Source organism: Microbacterium sp. NPDC057658, assembly GCF_042799975.1.
In the GTDB taxonomy this organism is placed as follows: Bacteria; Actinomycetota; Actinomycetes; order Actinomycetales; family Microbacteriaceae; genus Microbacterium.
On record NZ_JBHVHT010000001.1, the window covers coordinates 1,254,209 to 1,260,826 of the forward strand.

Genomic DNA, 6,618 nt, shown 5'->3' on the forward strand with positions numbered 1-6,618 from the left:
CGCGGGCTACCCGCCTGTGGGCGCCGAGCCGGTCTCTCCCGGCTCGGCGTCCGTGCGTGCGGCATGGACCCGCCCGGCCGTGCGGAGCTCCGCCTCCAGGCGTTCGGCCTCCTCGCCGCTGATCGCCTCACCGCGGGCCACGAGACCGGCCTGATCCGACAGCGGGATCTGCTTGAGGAACAGCGACAGGATGAGCGCGAGCGCGATGAACGGCACGAGGTACCAGAACACCGGGGCGAGCGCGTCCGCGTACGCCGTGACGATGCCGTCGCGCACCTCGTCCGGCAGACTGTTCAGTGTGGCGGGGTCGATCGTTGACGCGGCCTGGGACGCGGCCTCGGGGGATGCCCCGGCGCCGGCGAACACACCGAGGAGGTTCTCCGTCAGCCGCGTGGTGAAGATCGTGCCGAACACCGCGGTCCCCAGCGAGGCGCCGACCTCGCGGAAGTAGTTGTTCGTGCTCGTGGCGGTGCCGATCTCGCCTGCCGGGACGGCGTTCTGCACGACGAGCACGACGACCTGCATGATGAGGCCGAGCCCGGCGCCGAAGACGAACAGGAACGCGCAGATCAGCCAGATCGGCGTCTCCGCCGACAGGGTGGTCATGGCGACCATCGCGATGCCGGTGATGATGGTGCCGAGGATCGGGTAGATCTTGTACTTCCCGGTCTTCGAGATCGCGATGCCGGAGAAGATCGAGGTCCCCATGAGGCCCACCATCATCGGGATCATCAGCAGCCCCGACGCGGCGGCGGACGTTCCGGACGACATCTGCAGGAATGTCGGGACGAAGCCGATCGCCGCGAACATGCCGATGCCGAGGACGAGGCCGATCGCGGTGGCGTTCACGAAGATCGGGTTGCGGAAGAGGCTGAGCGGGATGATCGGGTCCTGCACGCGCGACTCGGTGATGACGAACGCCGTCGCCGACACCACGAGGCCGGCGCCCCAGGCCCAGGTCGCCAGGGAATCCCAGCCGAACGCGGCGTCGCCGCCGAAGTCGGTGAAGAAGATGAGGCACGTCGTGGCAGCGGACAGGAAGAGCACGCCGAGGATGTCGATCGGCTTCTCCGCCTTCTTGCTGGGGAGCTTCAGCGCTACGAGGGCGATGAGGAACGCCGCGATGCCGACCGGGATGTTGATGTAGAACGCCCACTGCCAGGTCATGTGGTCGACGAAGAAGCCGCCGAGGAGCGGTCCGGCGACCGCGGAGAGGCCGAACACCGCACCGAGCGGGCCCATGTACTTGCCGCGCTCGTTGGCCGGCACGATGTCGGCGATGATCGCCTGCGAGAGGATCATGAGCCCGCCGCCGCCGAGACCCTGGAGGGCGCGGAAGACGACGAACATCCAGAAGTCCGACGCGAAAGCGCAGCCGACCGAGGCGAGCGTGAACAGGGCGATGGCGACGAGGAACAGCGACCGCCTGCCCAGCACGTCGCCGAACTTGCCGTAGATCGGCATGACGATGGTGGTGGCGAGCAGGTAGGCCGTGGTGATCCACACCTGATGGTCGACGCCGCCGAGCTGGCCGACGATGGTGGGCATCGCGGTCGACACGATCGTCTGGTCGAGGCTCGCGAGCAGCATGCCCGCGATCAGGGCGCTGAAGATGATCCAGATGCGGCGCTTCGTCAGGAGGAAGGGCGCATCCGCGGTGGCGGTGGCGGACATCAGTGGGCTTTCTGTGAAGGGGAGTAGAGGTCGCGCGCGAGGCGCAGCCGGCGGGTGATGAGGTCGGCGAACGGTTCGGTGGAGTGGTGGTGCAGCAGCTGCTCCATGCACAGGCGCACGAGCGCGCCGACGGAGTGGACGAGCACCTCCGCGCGCAGCTCCGCGTCCGGCTCCGCGCCGATGCGGCGGGCCACGAGGGCGATGTCGCGGCGCTCGTGCTTCTCCTGCTGCTCGAAGGCGGCCCGCAGCAGCCGCGGCTCCTGCTCGATGACGGCGAACAGCTCCGCGGCGTGCTCGATGGGATCGAAGAGGGCGAACCGCTCGATGGTGAGCTGCACGAAGTCGTCCAGGAGATCGCCCTCGCGGTCGAGGAAGGCCGCTTCGAGCTCCTCCTGGCGGGAGTCGATGACGGCGAAGCCGAAGACCGCGTTCTCCTTGCTCTCGAAGTAGTTGAAGAACGTGCGCCGCGAGACCCCGGCGTCGGCGCACAGCTCCTCGACGGTGAAGCCCGCGAAGCCCCGCTCGGTGGTCAAGCGGCGCGCGGCTTCGGTGAGCGCGCGCGTGGTCCGACGCTTGCGCTGCTCCCGGGTGGACTCTGCACTGTTCTCCATAAAGTGCAACTTTGCACTCTGAACCTTGGAGTGCACTGAGAGGTGCTGCCGAGAGGCGAGCCGAAATTCGTTCGGAGAAGTTTGTGACATTCTGTGCTCCCCGACCGTCTTAGTGGTGTCGTGAGAACACGGCCCGCGCGGGAACCGCGTGGTCACACGGATGAAGGAGCTCGAGATGGCGAACGTGACTGGGGGCACCCAGCCCAAGGCTCAGGTCGTTCCGGCGTCGCAGGGGGCGGCGGGGAAGACCACGATCGAGGATGCGGTGGTCGCGAAGATCGCCGGCATCGCGGCACGAGAGGTGGACGGGGTCTACGCGCTCGGCGGCGGCGCCGCACGCATGATGGGCGCCATCCGCGACGCCCTCAACACGACCGACCTCGCGCAGGGGATCAGCGTCGAGGTGGGCGAGACGCAGGTGGCCGTCGACGTGACGATCGTGGCGGAGTACCCGGTGTCCCTGCAGAAGGTGGCCGACCAGGTGCGGGCCGCGATCCACCGGGCCATGGTGGAGCTGGTGGGCATGGAGGTCGCCGAGGTGAACGTGACCGTCAACGACGTGCACATCCCCTCCGAGGACGACGACGAGGCTCCGGAGGCGCGAGTCCAGTGAACGCCTCGGTGATCGGCGGAGCTGCGGCGACGGTGCTCGCGCTGACCTGGATCGTCTGGGGGTTCTGGGCGTTCCTGCTCGTCACCCTCGCGATGCTCGTCGGTGCGGTCGTCGGCCGCATCGTCGACGGTCGCCTGGACGTGCGGGCGCTCGCCGACGTGGTGCGCGGGCGGCGATCGTCCTCATGAGCGTCGCAGTGACGGACGGGCCGACGACCGTGGCGGGGGCCACGGTCGTCGAGGCCCGGGCGCTGCATCGGCTCGCGCTGGGGATCGTCCGCGATGTCGCCGGAGTCGGCGCGGGAGACGCGAGCGTCGACCTCGCCGACAGCCGCGGCGACCTGCGGGTCTCCGTGGCGGTCCCGGTCGTCCTGGGGAGCCGCGGGGGCGGTCCCGTGGCGGTCCGCGCCGACGCCGTGCGCGACGCGGTCGTCCGCGGCATGCGCGAGCTGGCGGCCCGCCGCGTGGGAGCGGTGGACGTGCGTTTCACCGGAGTCCGGCGTGAGGACGAGAGGAGAGTGGCATGACTGCGAACACGACGACGTCGCGGCGACTGCTTCGTCGAGAGGCGAGGGCGACGCGCCGGGGCCCGGCGATCGCGCTCGCGGTCGTCCTCGCGGTGCTCCTCCTCGCTCTGCTGGGCGCGATGGTCGCCGGGACTCTCGACGCGGGGTTCCGCGCGCAGGTCACCGGATGGCTCACGCCCGTCACGGCTTCCGCCGCGGCGCCTGCGGTGATGATCGCCGCCGGGGCCGTGCTCGTGGTCGTGGCGCTGCTCCTCCTCGGACTCGCCGTGCTTCCCGGTCGGCGGGCCCGCCGCACGCGGCTCGCCGCACGGGCCGCGCTCGTGATCGACGACGGGGTGCTCGCCGACGCCATCGCCGACGGCACCGCGCGCCGGATCGGCGTGCCACGCGGCCAGGTGCGCGTGACCGTCGGACGACGCACGGTGCTGATCCGGGTCACGCCCACGAGCGGGGTCCCGGTGGATGCGGCCGCCGCGGGAGACGCGGCCCTGCGCGTGCTGGACGAGACCGGATTCCGGCTCTCGCCGCGGGTGCAGGTGGCGCGGGAAGGAGTGATCGCATGACGTCGGCAGGGACCGTCGCGAACCGGATCGTCCTCCTCGGAGGAGCCGCGATGCTTCTGGGCGGGGGCGTCGTCCTCCTCGCTGCGGGACTGCGGGGCGCGGGGGCGCTTCCGGCCCCCGCCGAGGATGTGCTCGCCCAGGCCGACGGTGTCGTGGCGTGGTCGGGGGCCTGGGGCCCCGACATCCCCGGTGCGGGCTTCGTGCCGGTGTGGGCGCTCGCGGGGCTCGCCGCCGCGGTGCTGCTCGTCGTCCTCCTCCTCGCGTTCCTGCTCACCCGCAGGCCGCGGCGGGAGCGCACCCTTCTCCGGCTCGCCGGTGAGGGCGGCACGACCACCGTCGACCGAAGTGTGGCGGAGCAGCTGCTCGCAGCCCCCCTCGCCGATCGAGCGGACGTGCTGGCCGCCCGGGTGACGAGCCGGAAGGCCGGCCGCGAGATCGCTCTCGGCCTCGTGGTCACTCCACGCCCCGGCGCGGCCCTGGGGCAGGTGCTCGCCGCCGCCGATGCGGTCGTGCAGGAGTGGGACGCCGTCACCGGGACGCGGATGCCGGTCGTCGTGCACATCGCGGACCGCGGCTGGCGGGAGCTCTTCCGCTCCCGACAGCGGATGCGCCGTTCGCTGGTGGCCGGACAGAGCACGGCGGCGCGTGAGCCGCACAGCACACAGACATCGACCCCGACCGTCGGGGTCGTGTGAGGAAAGGAGGCGCCATGAGCGCGGAGGACAAGATCAAGGCCGCAGCCGAGAAGGTCGCAGGCAAGGCCAAGGAGGTCGTCGGCGAGGTCACGAACAACGACAAGCTCGTCGCCGAGGGCAAGGCCGAGCAGGCCAACGGCGATGTCAGGAACGCGGCCGAGGATGTCAAGGACACGTTCACCAAGTGACGGAAGGGGAGGAGGCGCCCGGAGGGGCGTCTCCTCCGCTCGCGCGCAGAGGGTCGATCCGATCCGATGCGGCGCGGGCTCCGAACGTCCGGGGAACCGTGAACGAGGGGTGGGGGAATGGCAGCCGATCACTGGGGTGAGGCGCTGGAGCAGGCCGGGGACCGTATCGTCGCCGGCCGCGCGATGGACGGCGACGTCGCCGCGTTCGCGGTGCTCGTGCGCAGGTACACGCCGATGATGAGGGCCTACACGCAGCGGATGCTCAACGCGTCGGCGGAGGTCGACGACATCGTGCAGGACGCATTCGTGACGGCATGGCAGCGGTTCGGTGAGCTGGAGGACCCCGCGAAGGTCAAGAGCTGGCTCATGCGGATCGTGAGCCGCAAGGCGGTGGACCGGCTGCGCCGGACGCGTCCCGCGCTCGACGTGGACGAGATCGACCGACCGGCGCCGCCGCAGGCATCGCCCCATGCGGTCGTCGAGGCGAGAGCGGGCGTCGAGGCCCTCGGCGCGGCCCTGCGCGAACTCCCGGAGGCCCAGCGCGAATGCTGGGTGCTGCGGGAGCTGGCCGGCTACAGCTACGACGAGATCGCCGAGGAGCTCGGCATCCCCGTCAGCACGGTGCGCGGACTGCTGTCCCGCGCGCGACGGTTCCTGATCACACGGATGGAGGCGTGGCGATGACCGATCACCACGAGGACGACCAGCTGCGCCGCCTCGGCCTGGAGCCCGCCGACCTCGACGGGCACACGATCGAGGAGCTCAGCGACTACTTGGACTCCGGCCGCACCCCGCGGAATCCCGCCATCGAGGAGTCGCCGGGGTGCCAGCTCGCGCTCGATGCCCTGGAGAGGCTGCGCGGGCTGGGCAGCGCCCTGATGGATGAGGATGTCTCCTCCGCGCCTGCCGCGGACGAGAGCTGGGTGGAGAGGATCCTCAGCGGCATCGCGATGGACGCCCAGGCGGGGCGCCGCATCCCCTTCGCCTCCGATGATCCGGACGTGGAGCTGGCGATCACCGAAGGCGCCGTGCGCGGACTGGTCCGTGCCGCGGAGGAGGCCGTCCCCGGCGTGCTGGTCGGCCGGTGCCGGCTGGAGGGCGATGTCACAGAGCCCGGAGCGCCGGTGCGGGTGGCGATCGACGCGAGCGTGCGCCTCGGCGACCCTCTCCGTCGCGTCGCCGACCGGCTGCGCGCGGAGGTGGAGGCCCGGCTGCGTCGTCATACCGAGCTGCAGGTCGTGGCCATCGATGTCGCGATCACCGACGTCAGGGAGGGGGCATGATGACCGGCACCGAGCTGTCGAAGGAGGAGCGCGCGGGTCTCGCGCTCCGGATCGAGGCGGCGCTGCGCGCCTGCTCCGGGGTGCGCGGCGTATACCGATCGGGCTCCCTCGTCTCCAACCTCCTGCGTGCGGGTGCGTCGGCGTGGGGGAACGAGCGCGGAGTCGAACCGATCGTGTCCGTCGCCGCCGGAGCGGACGGCGTGGCGGTGGAGGCGGCGATCGGCGTCGACGGGCGGGTGCGCAGCGTCGCGACGCTGCGGCATGCCCGTGACGCCGTGGACGCGGTGCTGCGGGCCGAAGGCCTGCGCCGCGGGAGGCTCACGCTCACCGTCGCCTACGTGCAGAGCGCCGTGGAGCCGGAGCCGGGGGAGGGGGGGGGGGGGGCGTCAGGGGGGGGTGCCCTGGTGCGCAAAGGGGAGAGGGAGTGGTCAAAAAGAAGGCGGTCGGCGCGCACTTGCGCGGTCG

The 6,618-nt window shown here is 71.3% G+C and carries 11 protein-coding genes; 9 read left to right on the forward strand and 2 right to left on the reverse strand.

Annotated features, from left to right (window positions below; all coding sequences use genetic code 11):
* Positions 1–6: 6 nt before the first annotated feature.
* Positions 7–1,674, reverse strand: a complete 1,668-nt coding sequence (locus ACFU8V_RS05940) for an MDR family MFS transporter (RefSeq protein ID WP_378869742.1) — start codon at positions 1,672–1,674, stop codon at positions 7–9.
* Positions 1,674–2,285 carry a TetR family transcriptional regulator gene (locus ACFU8V_RS05945; protein ID WP_025104400.1) on the reverse strand — a complete coding sequence of 204 codons (612 nt, stop codon included), beginning with the start codon at positions 2,283–2,285 and terminating at the stop codon, positions 1,674–1,676. Before ACFU8V_RS05945 ends, ACFU8V_RS05940 begins: the two co-directional genes overlap by 1 nt.
* 175 nt (positions 2,286–2,460) lie before the next feature.
* Here ACFU8V_RS05945 and ACFU8V_RS05950 point away from each other — a divergent pair, with 175 nt between their 5' ends.
* The 9 genes from ACFU8V_RS05950 to ACFU8V_RS05990 form a co-directional block, all read left to right on the forward strand.
* Positions 2,461–2,898 (forward strand): Asp23/Gls24 family envelope stress response protein, encoded by a 438-nt coding sequence (locus tag ACFU8V_RS05950; protein ID WP_025104399.1) that lies wholly within the window; start codon positions 2,461–2,463, stop codon positions 2,896–2,898.
* Positions 2,895–3,086 carry a DUF2273 domain-containing protein gene (locus ACFU8V_RS05955; RefSeq protein WP_025104398.1) on the forward strand — a complete coding sequence of 64 codons (192 nt, stop codon included), beginning with the start codon at positions 2,895–2,897 and terminating at the stop codon, positions 3,084–3,086. The genes ACFU8V_RS05950 and ACFU8V_RS05955 overlap by 4 nt, the downstream gene beginning before the upstream one ends.
* Entirely contained in the window at positions 3,083–3,424 is a 342-nt protein-coding gene (locus ACFU8V_RS05960; protein ID WP_029989602.1) for a hypothetical protein, read from the forward strand. Before ACFU8V_RS05955 ends, ACFU8V_RS05960 begins: the two co-directional genes overlap by 4 nt.
* Positions 3,421–3,987: a hypothetical protein gene (locus ACFU8V_RS05965; RefSeq protein WP_025104396.1), complete on the forward strand. Its 567-nt coding sequence runs from the start codon at positions 3,421–3,423 to the stop codon at positions 3,985–3,987. Before ACFU8V_RS05960 ends, ACFU8V_RS05965 begins: the two co-directional genes overlap by 4 nt.
* Complete coding sequence (locus ACFU8V_RS05970; RefSeq protein ID WP_378869748.1) at positions 3,984–4,682, forward strand: hypothetical protein; 699 nt, start codon at positions 3,984–3,986, stop codon at positions 4,680–4,682. The genes ACFU8V_RS05965 and ACFU8V_RS05970 overlap by 4 nt, the downstream gene beginning before the upstream one ends.
* Before the next feature lie 14 nt (positions 4,683–4,696).
* Entirely contained in the window at positions 4,697–4,870 is a 174-nt protein-coding gene (locus tag ACFU8V_RS05975) for a CsbD family protein (RefSeq protein ID WP_378869751.1), read from the forward strand.
* 117 nt (positions 4,871–4,987) lie between these two features.
* Complete coding sequence (locus ACFU8V_RS05980; RefSeq protein WP_085603738.1) at positions 4,988–5,554, forward strand: RNA polymerase sigma factor; 567 nt, start codon at positions 4,988–4,990, stop codon at positions 5,552–5,554.
* On the forward strand, positions 5,551–6,153 hold the full coding sequence (locus ACFU8V_RS05985; RefSeq protein ID WP_085604120.1) for an Asp23/Gls24 family envelope stress response protein: 603 nt from the start codon (positions 5,551–5,553) through the stop codon (positions 6,151–6,153). The genes ACFU8V_RS05980 and ACFU8V_RS05985 overlap by 4 nt, the downstream gene beginning before the upstream one ends.
* The coding region (locus tag ACFU8V_RS05990) for a hypothetical protein (protein ID WP_378869755.1) at positions 6,150–6,618 on the forward strand (469 nt) is incomplete at its 3' end. The genes ACFU8V_RS05985 and ACFU8V_RS05990, both read left to right, overlap by 4 nt.